11 protein-coding genes and 1 riboswitch are annotated in these 19,225 nt (G+C 64.3%); of the genes, 7 read left to right on the top strand and 4 right to left on the bottom strand.

Annotation, left to right across the window (positions count from 1 at the left end):
* Nucleotides 1-67: 67 nt before the first annotated feature.
* Both AB7849_RS08985 and btuB read right to left on the bottom strand, forming a co-directional pair.
* The gene (locus AB7849_RS08985; protein WP_008215132.1) at nucleotides 68-3,238 is read right to left on the bottom strand and encodes an efflux RND transporter permease subunit; all 3,171 of its coding nucleotides are present in this window, start codon (nucleotides 3,236-3,238) and stop codon (nucleotides 68-70) included.
* Between the two features lie 570 nt (nucleotides 3,239-3,808).
* On the bottom strand, nucleotides 3,809-5,713 hold the full coding sequence (gene btuB, locus AB7849_RS08980; protein WP_050984379.1) for a TonB-dependent vitamin B12 receptor: 1,905 nt from the start codon (nucleotides 5,711-5,713) through the stop codon (nucleotides 3,809-3,811).
* Nucleotides 5,714-5,846: 133 nt separating this feature from the next.
* Nucleotides 5,847-6,081, bottom strand: a riboswitch (cobalamin riboswitch).
* Between the two features lie 864 nt (nucleotides 6,082-6,945).
* Between btuB and AB7849_RS08975 the strand changes: the two genes are divergently transcribed.
* Entirely contained in the window at nucleotides 6,946-10,101 is a 3,156-nt protein-coding gene (locus AB7849_RS08975; protein ID WP_369500898.1) for a TonB-dependent receptor, read from the top strand.
* Between the two features lie 112 nt (nucleotides 10,102-10,213).
* On the opposite strand, the gene AB7849_RS08970 is transcribed toward AB7849_RS08975, so the two are convergent.
* Nucleotides 10,214-11,782, bottom strand: a complete 1,569-nt coding sequence (locus AB7849_RS08970) for a tetratricopeptide repeat-containing sulfotransferase family protein (protein ID WP_037101798.1) — start codon at nucleotides 11,780-11,782, stop codon at nucleotides 10,214-10,216.
* Nucleotides 11,783-11,891: 109 nt separating this feature from the next.
* Here AB7849_RS08970 and AB7849_RS08965 point away from each other — a divergent pair, with 109 nt between their 5' ends.
* Nucleotides 11,892-12,188 carry a type II toxin-antitoxin system MqsR family toxin gene (locus AB7849_RS08965; protein ID WP_008215142.1) on the top strand — a complete coding sequence of 99 codons (297 nt, stop codon included), beginning with the start codon at nucleotides 11,892-11,894 and terminating at the stop codon, nucleotides 12,186-12,188.
* Between the two features lie 2 nt (nucleotides 12,189-12,190).
* Nucleotides 12,191-12,592: a type II toxin-antitoxin system MqsA family antitoxin gene (locus AB7849_RS08960; protein ID WP_008215143.1), complete on the top strand. Its 402-nt coding sequence runs from the start codon at nucleotides 12,191-12,193 to the stop codon at nucleotides 12,590-12,592.
* Between the two features lie 171 nt (nucleotides 12,593-12,763).
* Here AB7849_RS08960 and AB7849_RS08955 read toward each other — a convergent pair whose 3' ends face one another.
* Nucleotides 12,764-13,516, bottom strand: coding sequence for a GntR family transcriptional regulator (locus AB7849_RS08955; protein ID WP_037101812.1), 753 nt, complete (start codon nucleotides 13,514-13,516; stop codon nucleotides 12,764-12,766).
* A 348-nt stretch (nucleotides 13,517-13,864) separates the two neighbouring features.
* Between AB7849_RS08955 and zwf the strand changes: the two genes are divergently transcribed.
* The 4 genes from zwf (at nucleotide 13,865) to eda (ending at nucleotide 18,900) form a co-directional block, all read left to right on the top strand.
* Nucleotides 13,865-15,334, top strand: coding sequence for a glucose-6-phosphate dehydrogenase (zwf, locus tag AB7849_RS08950; protein WP_008215145.1), 1,470 nt, complete (start codon nucleotides 13,865-13,867; stop codon nucleotides 15,332-15,334).
* On the top strand, nucleotides 15,334-16,035 hold the full coding sequence (gene pgl / locus AB7849_RS08945) for a 6-phosphogluconolactonase (protein WP_369500892.1): 702 nt from the start codon (nucleotides 15,334-15,336) through the stop codon (nucleotides 16,033-16,035). Before zwf ends, pgl begins: the two co-directional genes overlap by 1 nt.
* 235 nt (nucleotides 16,036-16,270) lie before the next feature.
* The gene (gene edd / locus AB7849_RS08940; protein WP_369500891.1) at nucleotides 16,271-18,118 is read left to right on the top strand and encodes a phosphogluconate dehydratase; all 1,848 of its coding nucleotides are present in this window, start codon (nucleotides 16,271-16,273) and stop codon (nucleotides 18,116-18,118) included.
* Nucleotides 18,119-18,246: 128 nt separating this feature from the next.
* Complete coding sequence (eda, locus tag AB7849_RS08935) at nucleotides 18,247-18,900, top strand: bifunctional 4-hydroxy-2-oxoglutarate aldolase/2-dehydro-3-deoxy-phosphogluconate aldolase (RefSeq protein WP_369500890.1); 654 nt, start codon at nucleotides 18,247-18,249, stop codon at nucleotides 18,898-18,900.
* Nucleotides 18,901-19,225 lie beyond the last annotated feature (325 nt).

Raw genomic sequence — 19,225 nt, 5'->3', positions numbered from 1 at the left:
GTTGGTGACGCACCGGTATGGCGGCATCCCGGGCCATCGGGAAACGCATGCCCGGCGATCAAGGCTGCTATCGCGGCAGCGCCGGCATCTTCTTCGTCAGCTCGCGCTGCCGCCGGATTTCCTCGCGCAGTTGCCGCCGCTTCGCCTTGCGCTCGCGCCGGTCGTGCTGCCACAGGTAGATCGCCGGCGTTGAGAGCAGGGTGAGCAATTGCGACACGAACAGGCCGCCGAGGATGGCGATGCCCAGTGGCTGGCGCATTTCGGAACCCTGGCCAAAGCCGACCGCCAGCGGCAGCGCCGCGCCCATCGCCACCAGGGTGGTCATGGTGATCGGGCGGAAGCGCACCAACGCCGCCTCGCGGATCGCCTCCGGTGCGGAGCGGCCGTGTTCGCGTTCGGCCACCAGCGCGAAGTCGACCATCAGGATCGCGTTCTTCTTCACGATGCCGATCAGCATCAACACCGCGATCACCGACATCAGGGTGAGCTGGGTGTGCGTGACCAGCATGGCGAGGAAGGCGCCCATGCCTGCCGCCGGCAGGGTGGAAATGATGGTCAGCGGATGGATCAGGCTTTCGTAGAGGATGCCGAGCACCACGTACATGGTCAGGATCACCGCGAGCAGGGTGATCAGCGAATTGCTCAGCGCATCCATCAAGTCCTTGTTGTTGCCGGTGTATTTTTTCTGGATGCCGGCGGGCAGGTTGGCCGCGTAGATGGCCTGGTCGACCAGTTTCAGGCCGTCGCCCTGGGTCACGCCCTTGGCCAGGTTGTAGTTGATCGAGGACGACTCGATCTGGTTGGTGTGATCGATTTCCACTGGCGCGATATGCGGCTGGATCTTCGCCAGCGCGGAAAGCGGGATCATCTGTCCCTGGCTGTTGCGCACGTAGGTATTCAGCAGCGTGCCCGGGTTCAGTGACTCGGCATTGTCGGCGGTGAGCACCACGCGATACTGGTTGATGTCGGAATAGATCGTCGAGACGACGCGCTGGCCGAAGGCGTTGGCCAATGCGTCGTCGACCAGGGCCATGCTTACGTGCAGGCGCGAGGCGGCGTTGCGATCCACCTGCAGCATCTGCTGCATGCCGATGCTGTCGAAGCTGGTGGTGACATCGCGGAACTGCTTCATGTTGCGCATGATCCGCGCGAGCTTCAGCGTGGGGTCCTGCAGTGACGCACCGCTGGTGCTCTGCAGTTCGAACGAGTACTGGCCGATGCCACTACCGCCGCCACCGCCGCCGCTGATGAACTGCACCGCGCTCACCGACACGTTGATATCGGGAATCTGCTTGAAGTATTTGGTCAGGCGATCCACCACCTGCTGGGCAGAATCCTGTCGATCGCCCTTGTGCTTCCCGATCGGCTTGAGGTCGACGAACATGCTCGACTCGTTGCCCACCGCGCCGCCGTTGTTGCTGCCGAGGAAGGCGGAGACGTCGCTGACCGCGGGATCGGCCAGCAGCTTGGCTGCGACCTCCTGGGTGCGCTTGGCCATCGCTTCGGGCGAGATGTTGGCGTCCGCGGTAATGCGGGTGCGCAGCAGCCCGGTGTCCTCCTTCGGCATCAGTCCGCCGCCGGCGGTTTTGGCCACCGCCACGGCCAGCACGATGGTCAGCACCAGCAGGATGATCGGCTGCCAGCGCATCATCCTGCGATGGTGCATCGCCCAGTCCAGTCCCCGCTCGTAGGTGCGCAGCATCCAGCCGTCAAAGCGTTCGGCCAGACGCTCCAGTCGTCCGGGCGAGGGGACCACATCGTGCTCTGCAGTCAGCCAGCGGCCGCACAGCGCCGGGGTCAGCGTCAGCGACACCACTGCGGAGATCACGATGGTGGCGATCAGCGTCACCGCGAACTCGCGCATCAGTTTGGTGAACATGTTGTCGCCGAACACCATCGGCCCGAATACCGCGATCAGCGACAGCGTGATCGAGATCACCGTGAAGCCGATCTCGCGTACGCCGGTCAACGCGGCAGGCAGCGGTTTCATGCCTTTCTCGATGTGGCGCACGATGTTCTCGATCACCACGATTGCATCGTCCACCACGAAACCCACGCACAGCACCAGCGCCACCAGCGAGAAGATGTTCAGCGTGAAACCCATCACCCACATCACCACCAGCGCGCCGGCCAGCGACAGCGGCACGCTGAACATGGCGATGATGGTGGGACGGGTGCGACGAAGGAACACCAGCATCACCAGCGCCACCATCACGATGCTCATCAGCAGCGCCACTTCCACCTCGTGCAGCGCCGACTCGGTGGTCGGCGTGAGGTCGAAGATCGGCACCATCGTCACGTCGGCCGGCATCAGGTTGCGCAGCTCGGGCAGGCGCGAGCGGATGGCCTTCACCACCGCGACCGCATTGGCCTCCGGGCGCTTGGTGATGCGCATCATCACCGAGCGCTGGCCGTTGAACCACGCCGCGGCGTACTTGTCCTGCTGACCGCTGCTGATCGTGGCCACGTCGGACAGCCGCACCGGCACCCCATTGTGGCTGGCGATGATCAGGCTGGCGAAATCCTGCGGGCTGTGCAGCGAGTCGTTGGCGGTCACCGTCATGCGGGTGAAGCCATTGCTGAGCGTGCCTTGTGGCGAAGTGACATTCGCCGCGCGCAAGGCGTTGGCGACATCGTTCGCGGTGATGCCGGCGCTGGTCAGCGCGCCGGTATTCAGCGCGATGCGCACGGCATGCGGCGTGCTGCCGCCCAACTGCACCTGGGCCACGCCGGGAATCTGCGACACGGCCGGTTTCAGCAAGGTATCAGTCAGGTCGTACAGCTTGTCCGGCGGCAGGCTGGGCGAGGTGATGGCAACCAGCAGCACCGGGATGTTCGAGCTGTTGGCCTTGAAATAAACCGGGGGCGTGGGCAGCTGCGGCAAGTCGGCAAGCGCTGCGTTGATCGCAGCCTGCACGTCGCGCGCGGCCTTGTCGGTGCTGTGGCTGAAGTCGAACTGCAGGCCGATCTGCACCGCACCGTCCGTCGCGGAGCCATTCATCTGCGAGACGCCGGGGATGCGTCCGAGGTGGCGCTCCAGCGGCGCCATCACCGTGGTGGCCATGGTCTGCGCATTGGCGCCGGGCAGTTGCGCGGACACCGCGATGAACGGGAATTCGATCGACGGGAATGCCGCCACACCCAGCAGCAGGTAGGCACAAAAGCCGGCAATGGCCAGCCCGATCGCCAGCAACGAGGTGCCCGCCGGACGGCGGATCATCGGTGCAAACAGGTTCACGGATGACCTCCCGCGCGGTCGGCGCAGCGTACATCCGTGTGAAGCGTCGCGTGCAAATGGCGCGCGGCGGCAGGTGCGTCGTGGCAGGGAAACGGGGTCATGCTGCCTTTATGCCTTCATGGCTGGACGCATGAATGTGCCTGAAGTCGGTCCGTGCCGAAAGGCATGGGCGCGGCGGCGCGGGTTTTGGCCGCTTCGGACGTGACAGGATGAGCGCTTGCGCACCGCTCTTGGCGGAGCGATGCACAGGCGTCTTGCGGAAGGTGATTGGCGTCGAAACTCAGCTGTCTGAAGCCCCTCTTCCCTCGGACGCGGTGAAGGGCCATGGATGGCCCTGCTTTGAGGAGCGAGGAAGAGGGGTTGGGGAGAGGGTTCTGGCGAAGCGCAGCATGCAGGCCTGAATCGTGCCGGGCACTTCGCTGTGCCCGAACCCTCATCCGCCCCTTCGGGGCACCTTCTCCCAAAGGGAGAAGGGGAAAAGCTGGCTGAGGATCGACACTCATCACTCCCGATGGTTCGGAGGATGGGCGCGCTTCCGGTTCCCCGGTACGCGGGGAAACCGGATCGACCTCAGTGCGCCGCCGGGCTGTAGCGCAAGGTAAGGAACCAGGTGCGGCCGGGCTGGTTGAAGTACCACACGGTTTCGTACTTGCGATCGAACACATTGGCCAGTCGTGCCGACACCGACCAGTCGCGTGCGAACGCATAGCTGGCGCGCAGGTCGGTGGTGGCGTAGCCGCCCAGGTGGTGCCGGTTGGCCGCGTCGTCAAAACGCTTGCCGGCGGCGTAGAACGTGGCGCCCACGCCGAATGCGCCAAAGTGGCGATCCAGGTCCACGCGCACGGTACGCTCCGGCCGGCGTGCCAGCAGCTTGCCGTCGTTCGGATCGCTGGCGCCGCCGTCGTTCTTTGGCTGCAGCAGGGTCAGGTAGCCCTGCACGCGCCAGCCGGCCAGGGTGGCACCGGCCTGCGCTTCCAGCCCGCGGATGCGCGCCTGGCTGATGTTCTCCGGGTAATAGACGTCGTTCAGCGTGATCAGGTCATGGATGCGCGTCTGATAGGCGTTCAGCGCCCAGTTCCAGCCCTCGCCCTGCTGCGACAGGCCAAGTTCGGCGCTGCGCGAGGTTTCCGGCTTGAGGTTCGGGTTGGCCGAAGCCACGCCGTAGTAGGGCGGGTAGTACAGGTCGTTGAAGGTCGGTGCGTGGAAGGCGCTGCCGTAGCTGGCGGTCAGGCGCAGGCCATGGTCGAAGCGGTAGCCCCAGGCCACGGCGCCGGTGTCGTGGTTGCCGAACTGGCCGTTGTGGTCGTGGCGCGCCGAGAGCTGCACTTCATTGCGACCGAATGTACCCTGGTACTGCGCGAACACACCGGTATCGCTGACGGTGCTGGCCAAGTAGCCGGTGCTGCTGGCGATATGTTCCTGGCGGTAGTCCACGCCGGCGCTGAGCAACTGGTTCGAGCCGAGGCTGAAGTCGTTCTGCCACGACGCCTGGTTGCGGCGCGAGCGGGTGTAGCCGGTGGCCGTGGTGGGGTAGTACATGCCGTAATAGGTGCCCTGGTAGGCGGTCGACGACAGGTCGCGGCTCTGTCCGGCGCTCAACGTGACCTTCCACGGGTCCAGCGGCGCGAACGACAAGCGGGCACCGGCCACGCGCTGTTCCTCCAGTGCGCGGTTGCCACCGTACGGGCTGCCGCCGTATTCCACGTAACTCTTGCTGCGCAGGCCGGTCACGGCCAGCTCGGTGCCGTTGTCCCAGCGATAGCCGGCATCGAGCAGGCCATTCCAGTTGCGGTAGGCGCCGTTGCGCGGATCGTCGGCAAAGCAGCCGGCGCCGACCTCGGCCGCACCCATCCTGCAGGCCGGGAAGCCGCTGGTGTATTCGCCGCCCAGGTTCAGGTTGTACCAGGCGTGCGAATCGCCGCCGGACACGCCGAACTGCCCACCGGCCAGGCCGTGGCTGCCGGCAGTGATGCTCAGCGACGGGGTGATGCCGCCATTGCGCTGGCCGTGTTTGGTGAAGATCTGGATCACGCCGCCGATCGCATCGGCACCGTACAAGCTGGAACGCGGTCCGCGCACGATCTCGATGCGCTCGATCTGATCCACCGGGATCTGCTCGAGCGCGGCGAGGCCGGCGGTGACCGAGCCGATGCGGATGCCGTCGAGCAGCACCAGCGTATGCGTGGAATTGGTGCCGCGCAGGAACAGCGAGGTCTGCTCGCCGATACCGCCGGACTGGGTGATGGTGACGCCGGGCAGGCCGCGCAGCAGGTCCACCAGCGAAACCGGTTGCAGCCGCACGATGTCGTCGTGGGTGATCACGCTGACCGAGGACAAGGCTTCGTCGGCGGTGATCGCGGTGCGCGTGGCGGTGACGATCACCGGTTCGAGGGTGGCATCCGCCTGGTCGGCGGCAGCCGTGGCCGCCATCGCCAGACCGGCGAGCAAAGCGGTGGCCAGCAGGGTGTTCTTCATCATCATGTCGTGTCCCGCCACGCGTCCCCGCGCAGCACAGGTTGCCTGGGCTGGTGACATGCGAAAGAAGGCGGAACGGCATGCAGCGGCAATCGCCACGGCACGCGATCCAGCCTCGCCCACCGCGAGTCACCAGAAACGTTCGATTCGGGCCGGTCTCCGGGCTTGCGAGCCGCATGGGCCATGGCACATGCCATCGGACGACGCCTTCCCGTGCCGCAGCACAGTGGCTATCCGCCGTCCGATGTTCTCTCGCTTACCGTTGCGGGGGCAGCGCCGGCCTTGCTGCGCTTCGCGCGCAACGCACCGGCTTCCCGTTTCATCCCGTGGGCGAAGGCCCGCAGGACACCCGAAACGGGCGAACTTTAGCGGTTGGGGGTGGGTGGGGGCAAACGAGGCGGCTTGAGATGGAATGGCAGTCCTGCACGTTTCATGGTTCCGCCGGGTGGCCGGACATCAGGTAAAGAGCCTTGTCACGGAAGAAGATGCCATGGCCGTAATGCAGCAGCGAAATGCTCGTGGGCCGGCTGGCGAGACCAACTAAAGAACATTAAAAGAAGTATGCGGTAGATTTCCGCAAAATATTACTACGCGAATTAGTGGAAAGGCGTTTTTCTCCGTGATGCAACGTGGTTCGCCTGACGAGGCACCCGGTTTGCTGATGATTCGCTTGGGTTTCGCAAGAACACTTACTTTAACCGCAATAAATAACGTCTTCATGCATTGCTGGCGTGCTCCTCGGGCGCACCCCACGAACCCTCTTCGTTGTTGCTTTGACTCGCCTCCTAAGTCACTGAAAATTACACACATATCAGGCGACAGGCGATTGAGGCCCTGAGCGACATCTGCCTTTGGAACATGTGCTTTTTGCTGGCTTGATGAGCGGCAGTGATTATCCGGGGATGGTATGCGTCAATATATTTCGAATATGCAAGAAATTACCCCTTTACCGAATATAAAAGCGCCCTTGTAAAAACGCTAAGAAAGTGTTGACAGTCATAATTGTTCAAATTAAGCTCTGGCCCAGTCGGAGGGTTTGTCTGGGCGGTTTTGATTACATTGTTCGTGATGCTGTGCATGAGGGTCACAGTGATTGCGAGACTGTTCGAAAGCCAAGGATCGCCGCGCCAGACCGATGCCCCTGAATCAATTGCTGCAGCAGTCGCGCGTAGCGACTGACAAGGCAGTGTCCATTGCCCGGATTTGGGTTGTCTTTAGATGGGGAGAAACACATGAACAAGCGCTATGTGCGGGGAAACCAGTACCGCCGCAACGCCCTGACCGCTGCCTTGGCCTTGAGCCTCGGCCTTACCGGCGTGGCCTATGGCCAGGCCACCACCGGTTCAGTCTTCGGTACCGCGCCGGTGGCTGCGGGCGAGACGGTTCGGGTTGTCAGCAACCAGACTGGCCTGACCCGCGAAGTGTCGGTCGGTAGTGATGGCCATTATTCCGCCAGCCAGTTGCCGGTGGGCGAGTACACCGTATCGCTGATGCAGAACGGCAACGTAGTTTCTACACACAACCATGTGCTGGTGAGTGTGGCTGGTGGCGCGCCGGTCGTGTTTGCCGCTGCCGCCGGTGGCAAAAACGTAGAGAACCTTGGCGCTGTCACGGTGACGGCCAACGCGTTGCCCGCGATCGACGTGTCCTCTACCCGTCAGACCTCGGTGATCACCGCCCAGCAGCTGAAGCAGCTGCCATTGGCACGCAACGCCGAGTCCATCGCCCTGCTGGCGCCCGGTACCTCCGGTGGCAATGCCAGCCTCGGTACCGGTCCGGCCGGCACGCCGCTGATCTCCTTTGGTGGTGACTCGACGGTTGAAAACGCCTACTACATCAACGGCTTCAATACCACGGACCCGGTCGGCAATGCGGGCGGCATCGCCCTGCCGTACTTCGCCATCGCCGAGCAGCAGACCATCACCTCCGGCTACGGCGCCGAATACGGCCGCTCCACCGGCGGCGTGATCAGCCAGATTGGCCACCGCGGCGGCAACGAGTTCCATGCCGGCGCCTACGTCACTTGGAGGCCGACTTGGGCGCAGGGCACCTACGACAACATCCATTACGCGAACCCGGAATCGACGAACCCGGGGCAACGAGTCGGGGACATGTTCGTCAATCGCCAGAAGAACGAGGACTGGAGCCAGATCTACGACGCTTATATTTCGGGCCCGCTGATCAAGGACAAGCTGTTCTTCTACCTCACGGCCGAGGCCCAGCACGACAGTCGCAAGACCACCGGCTCGGTCAATTCGCCGTACTACAACTCGCACAGCACCAGCTCGCCCAAGTTCTACGGCAAGCTGGACTGGAACATCAACGACAACAATATTCTTGAAGGCACCTACGCCTCGAGCAAGCTCGAAGACCTCTCGAACAACGCCTACAACTACGACTACAGCACGCATGCTGTGGGCAGCTTCAACAACATTAACAACCCACTGTACTCGAGCAAGTTCAACGTCGGCATCCTGAAGTACACCTCGTACATCACCGACAACCTCACGTTGAGTGTGTTGGCCGGCAAGATGAAGAGCACGTATGCCAGCCAGACGCTGCCCTATGCGGGCTTCGACCCGACACTAGCGGGCCTGGCTGGCATCTCAAAGCAGAACCCGGCCGTTCCGGGTTACGGCAACCAAAACAACAACTCCAGAACGGGCCCGTCCCCGGGCCACAAGTCCAGCGAGAACAACTTCCGCATGGACTTGGACTGGAAGCTGGGCAACCACGACGTGAAGTTCGGCATCGACAACATGCGCAGCACGGACATCAGCGATGGCAGCGTCAGCTACGGTCCGGGGTATTACTGGGTTTACGAACGGCAAGGGGCGGGTAACACGGCACCAAACCTGACCTGCAACACTGCGGGCCAGTGCGTCGCCAATCCAGCGCTCTATCCCAATGGCAAGTCCGGATACTTCGTCGAGAAGCGTCAGTACGGCGCCGTATCCTCGTTCACGGTGGAACAGAAGGCGCAGTATATCGAGGACAACTGGCAAATTACGCCCAACCTGCTGTTGAACCTCGGCCTGCGCAACGACCAGTTCACCAACTACAACGCCGGCGGCCATGCTTACATCCGTGAAACCAAGCCACAGTGGCAGCCGCGCCTGGGCTTCAGCTGGGACATCTTCGGTGACAGCAGCGCCAAACTGTACGGCAACGTGGGACGTTACTATCTGGCGTTGCCGACAGGCCTGGGTGTGCGGATGGCCGGTGCGAACAGGTACATCAACGAGTACTACACCTATTCGTCCATCGATGCGAACGGCATTCCGCAGGGTCTGACCCGGGTTCCGACGACCTCGGTACCATACTCGCCTGACGGCGAGTATGGTACGCCGAAGGACGCGCATACGATTGCCGCCACGGACCTGAAGGCGATGTACCAGGACGAGTACGTGCTGGGCTTCCAGAAGGCGTTCCACGCGTTCGGCCAGTCGCTGGTGTGGACGTCGCAGGCCACCTATTCGAAGATGAACAACGTCATTGATGACGTCGGGACTGTGCCCGCTCCGCCTGCCGACGCCAATCTGAGTGCGTTCCAGTACGACATCCTGGTCAATCCGGGGCGCAGCAACACCATGCGCTATCTGACGAACGCCGGTACCTACAGCACTTACACGTGGAACCCCCACACCGCGAGTGCTGCGGGATATGTCGTGGGCTATCCGAAGGCGTTCCGCAAGTACTACAGCTTGGAAGAGTCGCTGGAACATCCGTGGGACGGCAAGTGGATGGGCAAGATCGACTATGTGTTTGCCAAGAGCTTTGGCACCACGGAAGGCCCGACCTACTCGCCGCTCGGCCAGACCAGCAACGCCTCAGCCGCTGCGGGTGGTGGCCAGTCCGGCTCGATCAGCGAGGCTTGGGACTTCCCCGAAATCATGCAGTACTCCAACGGCGAACTGCCCAATTCGCATCGGCACACGCTGAAGGCCTATGGCACCTACGCGATTACTCCCGAGTGGTTGGTCAGTGGGCTGTATATCATCCAGTCGGGTGCGCCGATCACCTGCCTGGGTTCCTGGGGAACCTCGGCGCAGCAAGCCGCCGGGATGGGTGATCCGGGCAACGGTTACGGCGAAGCCTATCACTGGTGCGGCGGCATGCCGTCGCCTCCGGGTAAGGCGGGTCACACGCCATGGACCCATCAGCTCGACCTGTCGGTCAGCTATATTCCGGAGTGGGCCGGCAAGCATCTGACCCTCCAGGTACAGGTCCACAACGTGTTCAACGAACAGAAGGACACGGCTTACGTCGTTACCCACGATTATCTGGGCGCGCCTGATGCCAGCTACAAACTGCCGTATGGTGGAGTGGCCGGCTATGCGGTGGAGCCGCCGCGTTACGCCGAGTTCAGCGTCAAGTACGACTGGTAAGAAGCCGGCTCCCACGGCCAGACGGCATCGCATTCGATGCCGTCTGGCGAAGGAGACGGAAGCAACAAGCGACATAAGCAAGGCCGCCGGGCAACCGGCGGCCTTGTTCGTTTCAGTGTGCCAGTTTCTCGCGAAGAGGCTGCAGCCACTCCAGATACGGTGCGCTGTGCGCCGTATCGGTGCGGATGGGTTCGCGCACCTGCGCCGCGCTTGCGGTACTGAGCACTTCGCGCTTGGTTCGATGAGGCGTCAGGCAGGCGGGATCGAAGGACAGGTCGCAGAAGGCGAGCAGGCGGCGGATCTGTGTTTCCGGTTCCTGCACCAACGCTTCGTAGGGAAAATCGAGCACGTGTTGCGGGTAGCGCATCAGCCAGAACGCACTCAGGCGCTCGTACTCGCGGTAGTACTCGGCCATCTCGTCGAGGTCGTAGCTGTAATGCACGCCGTGCCGGAACAGGTGGCGGTAGCAGGAGAAGCAGGTTTCCACCGGATCGCGGTGGCAATGGATGATTTTTGCGCCGGGCAGCATCAGGCGCGCCGCACCCAGCAGCGGCCAATTGGCGACGTTCTTGTCGGTGAAGCGCGGGCGTTGCTCGCGCCAACGTGCCGTGCGCGCGAGGTAGTCCTGGCCTAGCCGGTGCCAGTCATCGGGTGTGGCGGTGGTGACCCATTGCGGGAAGGGTTGGCCGCGGCGGCGCGATTCGTCTTCGATGACCAGGGGCAGATCGGGAATCTCGTTGGCACCTTCGACGTCGTGGTGTGTCGCGAGGATGTGCTCGATCAGCGTGGAACCCGAGCGCGGCATGCTGGCGATGAAAATGACTTCATGGCCCAGTGTGGGATCCATCGATGCCGGCAGTGAAGCGCTGAAGGCTTCCATGATGCGATCGATCTGCGCGCGCTCGGCGGCGGCGTCCCATGCCACCTGGCGCCGTTTGTCCGCGTTGGCCTGGCGCAGTGCTTCGAAAGCGCCGGCGTAATCGTGTTGGTCTTCCAGTGCGCGGAACAGGCTGAAGCCGAGCAGCACCTGCGTATCGGAGGGCAGGTTGGGTTGACGCAGGGCGCCACGGATCAGGTCGATATCGGCCGGTCCCAGCGACTCGGTCTTGAGATTGGCCAGCCCGTGCCACGCTTCGGCGCGTTCGGGTTGCTGGCGCAGCACGTGCCGGTACTCGGTCACGGCGCGCGGGATGTCGCCCTGCATGGTGGCGATGTCGGCCACGCCGATGCGGGCCAGCACATGCTTTTCGTCCAGTGCCAGCGCGTGGCGATAGGCCTGGTCGGCTTCCGGCAACTGTCCATTCTGCTTCAGTGCCTTGCCAAGGTTGTACCAGGGCGTGGCCTGGCGCGGCGCCAGTTCGCAAGCGCGGCGCAGATGGGTCAGGGCTTCGTCCGATGATCCCGCGTCGTGCAGGGCGCTGCCCAGGTACATCTGGACGGTGGCGTCCTCCGGATGTTGCCGGGCGGCCTTTTGCAGGAAGCTGACGGCTTCGGCGAAGTCGCCATGCATGAGGCAAGCGACGCCGTAGAGGATTTGCGCATTGACCTGATCGGGAGCCTGGGCAAGCACCTGTCGCAGCGCCTGTCGGGCACGTTCGGGCTGGCCTTGGCTCAGTGCTTTCCCTGCTTCGGCCAGTAGGTGTTGGAGAGCGGAATCGGGCGGAATGGTATGTGATGGCATGGGGTCTGGCGCGAATTTCCTTGGGCGCGGTGACACCCAGCCTCGGTTGAGCGTCGGGACATGTATTAACCTACTTGCTAAAATTAACCTAGTGGGTTAGTCTTCGGGCATGGAGAAAGGGACGCCTCACTGCAAGCTGTCCATCGTAAAGACTCTGCTTGCCGCCGGGAAGGTGCGCTCCACGTTCTCGGCCTTGACGGGCGGTGCCGCCTTGGGTTTCGACTTTGCCGGAATCATCGACGTGGTCGCGTCACTGACCCCGTCCGATTTCTACAAGAGCATGACCACGCATGCGGATCATCGGGTGTGGCAAGACGTGTATCGACCCAATACATCCGCTGGCGAGGTCTACCTGAAACTGACGGTCATGGATGATGTGCTCATCGTGTCCTTCAAGGAGCTTTGATCATGAAGTGTCCTTCCTGCGCAGCCGCGGAATTGGTGCATGACACCCGCGACATGCCCTACACCTACAAGGGCGAGTCGACCCTCATTCCTGACGTCACCGGTGACTTTTGTCCGAGCTGTGGGGAAATGATCCTCGATGCAGCCGAGTCGACGCGCACCAGTACGGCGATGCTGGATTTCAACAAGCAGGTGAACGCCTCGATCGTTGATCCTGGCTTCATTGCCAGTGTCCGAAAGAAGTTGGCACTCGATCAACGCGAGGCTGCCGAAATCTTCGGGGGCGGTGTCAATGCGTTTTCGCGATACGAGAACGGCAAAACCAAGCCACCCTTGGCACTGGTGAAGCTACTCAGGGTGCTGGATCGTCATCCTGATCTGTTGACCGAGGTCAGGGCCGCATAACCGGCGCTTGGATACTTGCCAACCTGACCATGCGAGCGAGCTTTAACCCTTCGGCTCCCGCCACGTCGATGGACTGTCCAGACGCGGCAGCGCTTCGACTTCGCCCGCTGCGTGGGCTACGACGGTTATGGGAATCGGCTGGCCTTAAATAAGTGCCATTCGTTCCAAGGCTCAGTCGGTCTGCAATTCCGCCACGAAATCGTAGATGTCGCCGCGGTACCAGGACGTGGTGAATTCGACCACGCGGCCGTCGTCGAGAAAGGCGCGGCGTTCGATATTGAGGCCGGCGCTGCCGGTGGGTACGTGCAGCAGGCGGGCGTGGCGGGCGTTCAGCAGCACCGCGCGCAGGCGTTGCAAGGCGCGGCGTGGGCGGCAGCCGCGGGCTTCCAGGGCTTCGTACAGCGAGTCGTGCACCAGCATCGGGTCGGGCAACACGCTGGCGGGGACGACGGTGCGCTCGATCGCCAGCGGCTCGTCGCCGGCGTAGCGCACGCGGTGCAGGCGGATCACCTGCACGCCGGGCGACAGATTCAGCGCCATCGATTCTTCCGGGGTCACCTCGCCCACGTCGCGCTCGAAGAATTCCGAACGCGGATTGAGGCCCCGCGCGCGCAGATCCTCGGTGAAGCTGGTCAGCCGCGACATCGGCTTGATGATGCGTTCGGCCACGAAGGTGCCGGCGCCGTGGCGCTGGGTCAGCACGCCTTCTTCCACCAGTCCGGCGATGGCCTTGCGCACGGTGACGCGCGACAGCGTCAGCAATTGCGCCAGGTCGCGCTCGCTCGGCAGGGTCTGGCCCGGTTCGATGGCGCGCTGTTCGATCACGTTGCGGATCGCCCGGCGCAGCCGCAGGTAGGCCAGCGGCTGATGGGCGGCGGCATCGCTGCACAGGCGGCGGTATTCGTCGGCGAGGGCGTTTTGCATGGATTGGAAGGGTTTGTCCAAGGTTTCCGCCTTTTCTGCAACGGGTCGAATGAGGATGCGGTGGGCGGGAGCGACTGGCCGCGTGGAAGCCGTGGCCGCCCTGATGGCCAGCAAAGCGATACCGTCAGGTGCAGGCCCGTAACCCCAGACAGGCTGCGCGTACCATACCAATGAAACACCACTGGAACAATCCGCAGTGCGCCATGCGCGGTGGTCTCGAATGGACCGATCGTCATAAGATCGCTTACACAAAGGACTGGTATCGTCTGGTATTTCATTGGTACGATCAGTGCCCGTCCACGGCAAGTGGCCTCCTGCTGCCTGCCCCTAGCGCGTTCGAGGTGCGTTGTGACCCCAGCCTCCCTGCCGGTCGATCCGTTCGACCTGGTGATCTTCGGCGGCACCGGCGATCTGGCCGTGCGCAAGTTGTTGCCGGCCCTGTTCCACCGCTACGTGGCCGGGCAGATCCGACCCGCCAGCCGCATCATCGGCGTGGCGCGCGAGCCGCTCGACGACGACGGTTACCGCGGCATGGTGCGCGATGCGCTGGGCAAGGCCGCCACCGATCTGCCGCAGCAGTGCGACGATTTCCTGGCCCTGATCGGCTATCGCCCGCTGGACGCGCGCAAGGACGAGGGCTGGGATGGCTTCGCCGCCCTGGTCGGCGAGCGGCCGGACAACATCCGCGTGTTCTACCTGTCCACCTCGCCCGAGCTGTTCGTGGACATCTGCGAGCGACTGGGCAAATACGGCCTCAACCAGGGCGCCTCGCGCGTGGTGCTGGAAAAGCCGATCGGCCGCGACCTGGCCAGCGCCAACAAGATCAACGACGACGTCGGCCGCGTGTTCGCCGAGTCGCAGACCTATCGCATCGACCATTACCTCGGCAAGGAAACGGTGCAGAACCTGCTGGCGCTGCGCTTCGGCAACGCGCTGTTCGAGCCGCTGTGGAACGCCAGCCACATCGACCACGTGCAGATCACCGTGGCCGAGACGCTGGGCCTGGGTCGCCGCGCCGGCTACTACGACCGTGCCGGCGCGCTGCGCGACATGGTGCAGAACCACATGCTGCAGCTGCTGTGCATGGTGGCGATGGAGCCGCCGGCCTCGCTCTCGCCCGACGCGGTGCGCGACGAAAAGCTGAAGGTGCTGCGCGCGCTGAAGCCGATCGATGGCGACAACGCCGCCCAGCTCACCGTGCGCGGGCAGTATCGCGCCGGCGCTTCCGAAGGTCAGAGCGTGCCGGGCTATCTGGATGAACTGGACGGCGGCAAGTCGAGCACCGAGACCTTCGTGGCTTTGAAGGCCGAGATCGGCAATTGGCGCTGGGCTGGCGTGCCGTTCTACTTGCGCACCGGCAAGCGCCTGCCCGAGCGGGTGTCGGAAATCGTGGTCGCATTCAAGCCGGTGCCGCATTCCATCTTCGAAGGCAGCGTTGGCGCATTGGCGCAGAACAAGCTGGTGCTGCGGCTGCAGCCGGACGAAGGCGTGAAGCTGTGGCTGACCATCAAGGACCCGGGCCCGGGCGGCCTGCGCCTGCGCCACGTGCCGCTGGACATGAGCTTCGCCGAGGCTTTCGGCGTGCAGCAGCCGGATGCGTACGAGCGCCTGATCCTCGACGTGGTGCGCGGCAATCCCACCTTGTTCATGCGTCGCGATGAAGTGGAAGCGGCGTGGCGCTGGGCCGGTCCGATCCTGGCTGCATGGGCTGCCAGCAACGAGCCGCCGCGTCCGTACACCGCCGGCAGCTGGGGCCCGAGCGCGGCCGTGGCACTGATCGAACGCGATGGCCGCACCTGGCACGAGGACAACGACTGATGCCCGACGCGCTGCACCGCTACGCGAATGCGGATGCCCTGGCCGAAGCATTGGCCACGCAGGTCGCCGCGCGGTTGCGCGCGGCCATCGCGGCACGCGGTGCGGCACTGCTGGCGGTCTCCGGCGGCAGCACGCCGGCGCGTTTCTTCGAGCGGCTTTCGCACGAGGCACTGGCCTGGTCGAAGGTGCGCGTGACCCTGGTCGACGAGCGCTGGGTGCTGGAAAGCAGCGAACGATCCAATGCGCGACTGGTGAAGTCGCTGCTGTTGCGCCATGCCGCGGCCGACGCGAACTTCGTGCCGCTGTATGTGGAAGCGCCGACGCCGGAAGCAGCGATTGCCGCGCTGCGCGCGCGGATCGCTACGCTGCCGACCACGTTCGACGTGGTGGTCCTCGGCATGGGTGGCGATGGCCATACCGCCTCGTTCTTTCCCGGTGGTGATCGTCTGGCCGAAGTACTGGACTTGAACGGCACGGCACGCGTGTTGCCGATGCGCGCCGCCGGTGCCGGCGAGCCGCGCATCACCTTCACCCTGCCCGCCCTGCTCGACAGCCGCACGCTGTTCGTGCACATCGAGGGCGAGGCCAAGTGCGCCGTGCTGGATGCCGCGCGCGAACCCGGCAGCACGCTGCCGATGGCGGCGGTGCTGCGTGCCGCGCCGCAGTTGGACATCTACTGGTGCCCGTGGAAGAAGCCATGAAAAACGGCCGGCTCATTGCTCTTGTTCGTCATTCCGGCGCAGACCGGAATCCAGTAGCGGCAAGGCCGGTTCAAGCCGTACCGTCCCTGGATTCCGGCCTGCGCCGGAATGACGAATCTGATAAGTGGTCGCCAGCCGTTGTTGAGTGGTTCCCTTATCGCATTTCGTGCAAACGGCACCCGATCTCACATCCCCTTGCAGGCCGCGTTGACGTTCGCGCGGCCAGGAGTCACCCATGAACACGCTGCATCCCGTTGTTGCCGAAGTCACCCAGCGTATCGTCGAGCGCAGCCGCCACAGTCGTGGCGCCTATCTGGCGCGCATCGACGAGGCATGCAGCAAGGGCGTCTACCGGCATCGACTGGGCTGCAGCAACCTGGCGCACGCCTTCGCCGCCAGCAGCGAGGCCGACAAGAGCGCGTTGCGCGGCAAGGTCACGCCCAACGTGGGCATCGTCACCGCCTATAACGACATGCTCTCGGCGCACCAGCCCTACGAGCCCTATCCGCAGCAGATCCGCGAGGCCGCGCGGCTGGTCGGCGCGGTGGCGCAGGTGGCCGGCGGCGTGCCGGCGATGTGCGACGGCATCACCCAGGGCCGCGCCGGCATGGAGCTGTCGCTGTTCTCGCGCGAAGTGATCGCGATGGCCGCCGCGGTGGCGCTGTCGCACGACACCTACGACGCGGCGCTGATGCTCGGCATCTGCGACAAGATCGTGCCGGGCCTGGTCACCGCCGCGCTGAGCTTCGGTCACCTGCCGACCATCTTCGTGCCGGCCGGGCCGATGCCCAGCGGCTTGTCGAACGACAAGAAATCCAAGGTGCGCCAGAGCTACGCCGAGGGCAAGGCGACGCGGGAAGATCTGCTGGAAGCGGAAGCGGGTGCTTACCACGCGCCGGGCACCTGCACCTTCTACGGCACCGCCAACTCCAACCAGATGCTGATGGAGATCATGGGCCTGCACCTGCCCGGTGCCAGCTTCGTCAGCCCCAACACGCCGTTGCGCGACGCGCTGACCCGTGCCGCGGTGTACCGCGCCGTGGCGATCACCGCGCTGGGCAACGAGTTCACCCCGGTCGGCCGGATGGTGGACGAGCGCACCATCGTCAACGGCGTGATCGGCCTGCACGCCACCGGTGGCTCGACCAACCAGTTGATGCATCTGGTGGCGATGGCGCGCGCCGGTGGCATCGTGCTCACGCTGGAAGATTTCGACGCGCTCTCGGCGGTGGTGCCGCTGCTGGCGCGCGTGTATCCGAATGGCAGTGCCGACGTGAACCACTTCCACCACGCCGGCGGCATGCCGTTCCTGATCGGCACCCTGCTCGACGCCGGCCTGCTGCATGGCGACGTGCGCACCGTGTGGGGCGAGGGCATGGCCGCTTACCGCTGCATGCCGACGCTGGACGGGGACGGCAAGCTGGTCTGGAATGAAGTCACCGCCAGCGCCAACCTCGACGTGTTGCGCCCGGCAACGGAACCGTTCCGCCCCGACGGCGGCCTGCGCGTGCTCAAGGGCAATCTCGGCGTCTCGGTGATCAAGGTGTCCTCGATGCCGGCCGATCGCATGGTGATCGAGGCGCCCGCAGTGATCTTCCACGAACAGGAAGAATTGCAGGCTGCATTCAGCCGCGGCGAGCTGGATCGCGACTTCGTCGCCGTGGTGCGCTTCCAGGGCCCCAAGGCCATCGGCATGCCCGAGCTGCACAAGCTCACACCGCCGCTGGGCATCCTGCAGGAGCGTGGCCACCGCGTGGCGCTGGTCACCGATGGGCGCATGTCCGGCGCTTCCGGCGAGGTGCCGGCGGCCATCCATGTCACTCCCGAAGCGATCGACGCCGGTCCGCTGGGCAAGCTGCGCGACGGCGACATCATTCGCCTCGATGCCATCAACGGCACGCTGGAGGCGAAGGTGGACGCCGCCGAATGGGCCGCGCGCGAGCAGGTCCATGCCGACCTCTCCAGCCACCACGTGGGCATGGGCCGCGAACTGTTCGCCTGCCTGCGCAACGCGGTCGGATCGGCCGACACCGGCGCCACCATCTTCGGCAAGCACGATCGCCATCACGCGGCTGACGCGTGATTTCAGGAGTGAGAAATGAGAAGTGAGGAGTGAGAGAAGGGCCAATGCGTCCGTCTCGGTTTTCTCTCACTTCTCACTCCTCTCCACTCACTTCTTTTCTGCCACTTTTTTTGCGAGCCGCCCTTCCCATGACCCCACAAGAAACCAAGCAACAGCAACTCGCCGAGATCCTTGCGCTCGCTCCGGTGGTACCGGTGGTGATCATCGATGAGCTGGCCCATGCCGTGCCGATGGCGCGCGCGTTGGTCGCCGGCGGTATCCGCAGCATCGAGGTGACGCTGCGCACGCCGGTGGCGCTGGATGCGATCCGCGCCATTGCCGCCGAGGTCGAGGATGCGGTGGTGGGTGTCGGCACCGTGCTCGACGGCTATCAACTGGAAGCCGCGCGTGCGGCCGGCGCGCGCTTCGCGGTGTCGCCCGGCGCCTCGCCGAAACTGCTCGACGCTGCCGATGCCGGCGAGCTGCCGCTGTTGCCGGGCGTGGCCACCGCGGGCGAGGCGATGAGCCTGCTCGAACGCGGTTATCGCCATCTGAAGCTCTTCCCCGCGGTGCCTGTGGGCGGCCACAAGCTGCTGGGCGCCTGGGCCAGTCCGTTGCCGCAGATCCGTTTCTGTCCTACCGGTGGCATCAGCCTGAGCAGCGCGCCGGATTTCCTCGCCCTGCCCAACGTGGCCTGCGTCGGCGGTTCATGGCTGACCCCGAAGGACAAGCTGAAGGCCGGCGACTGGGCCGGCATCGAGCTGCTGGCGCGCGAAGCCGCGGCGTTGCGCACGAACCGTTGATCCGCCAGTCCCGGTCGCGTACCGGGGCAAGCAGGCCATCACGCCGGCTTGTGCCGGCGTAATCGTTTGGCAGTTCCGAATGTTCCACGGGACACGTCAGCCGGAATCCGCTGCCGCCCACGTTCCTGGCCGCCAATGGAGGCAGGGAAAACGCCGATTCGGCGACGCAGCTCTCATTTCAAAAATACCAGCGCTTGTATTTTCAAAAATGCCAGCGCTGGTATTTTCAGAGTTGTTCGCGCTGCCGCAGGATCTTCGCAGCCATTCGACCGTGCCATGGGGGAAAGGCCGGATCGGCTCGAAGGTCGGCGCGTCACGCACGATG

This window comes from Rhodanobacter sp. FW021-MT20 (assembly GCF_041107475.1).
Taxonomy (GTDB): Bacteria; Pseudomonadota; Gammaproteobacteria; order Xanthomonadales; family Rhodanobacteraceae; genus Rhodanobacter_A; species Rhodanobacter_A glycinis.
The sequence above is the reverse complement of the archived record's forward strand: the minus strand, read 5'-3'. Positions and strand labels throughout refer to the sequence as shown.

What these genes read in the sequence shown, in the direction of transcription:
- btuB (WP_050984379.1), bottom strand. Translation starts at nt 5,713, where the DNA reads ATGAAGAACACCCTGCTGGCCACCGCTTTGCTCGCCGGTCTGGCGATG.
- AB7849_RS08975 (WP_369500898.1), top strand. Translation starts at nt 6,946, where the DNA reads ATGAACAAGCGCTATGTGCGGGGAAACCAGTACCGCCGCAACGCCCTG.
- AB7849_RS08970 (WP_037101798.1), bottom strand. Translation starts at nt 11,782, where the DNA reads ATGCCATCACATACCATTCCGCCCGATTCCGCTCTCCAACACCTACTG.
- AB7849_RS08965 (WP_008215142.1), top strand. Translation starts at nt 11,892, where the DNA reads ATGGAGAAAGGGACGCCTCACTGCAAGCTGTCCATCGTAAAGACTCTG.
- AB7849_RS08960 (WP_008215143.1), top strand. Translation starts at nt 12,191, where the DNA reads ATGAAGTGTCCTTCCTGCGCAGCCGCGGAATTGGTGCATGACACCCGC.
- AB7849_RS08955 (WP_037101812.1), bottom strand. Translation starts at nt 13,516, where the DNA reads ATGCAAAACGCCCTCGCCGACGAATACCGCCGCCTGTGCAGCGATGCC.
- pgl (WP_369500892.1), top strand. Translation starts at nt 15,334, where the DNA reads ATGCCCGACGCGCTGCACCGCTACGCGAATGCGGATGCCCTGGCCGAA.
- edd (WP_369500891.1), top strand. Translation starts at nt 16,271, where the DNA reads ATGAACACGCTGCATCCCGTTGTTGCCGAAGTCACCCAGCGTATCGTC.
- eda (WP_369500890.1), top strand. Translation starts at nt 18,247, where the DNA reads ATGACCCCACAAGAAACCAAGCAACAGCAACTCGCCGAGATCCTTGCG.